The sequence below is a fragment of the Halomonas sp. ND22Bw genome, assembly GCF_003011945.1.
In the GTDB taxonomy this organism is placed as follows: Bacteria; Pseudomonadota; Gammaproteobacteria; order Pseudomonadales; family Halomonadaceae; genus Halomonas; species Halomonas halophila.
Genome location: NZ_PXWD01000843.1, coordinates 1 through 273 on the forward strand (window position 1 = coordinate 1; position 273 = coordinate 273).

At 62.6% G+C, this 273-nt stretch carries 1 protein-coding gene; it reads right to left on the reverse strand.

Going from position 1 to position 273, the window contains the following annotated elements; translation table 11 throughout:
* A partial coding sequence (locus CVH10_RS20520) for a hypothetical protein (RefSeq protein ID WP_219924906.1) occupies positions 1–273 on the reverse strand: 273 nt, incomplete at both ends.

Here is a 273-nt window from a genome sequence, read left to right on the forward strand (position 1 = left end):
ATGAACATCTCAACGAGACGATTGCGCTCGGTCTCCAGGCGACGATTGTCTTCCTGGACGGACTGAGCGCGGCGAAGGACCGACCCGCCCACGATGGCGTCCAAAGCGGTCGTCGGCTCGTCCGGGCGGATGACGGGCGCCAGGTCCGTCACATCCATGGTGTGCTGAAGCAGCATGACCACTTCGCCGTCGGCGTTCAGTATGGGCGTATGGGTGGCGCTCCACAAACGCTCTTCGAAGGTTTCACTGCCGTCGGGCTGCGTTCTCGGCATT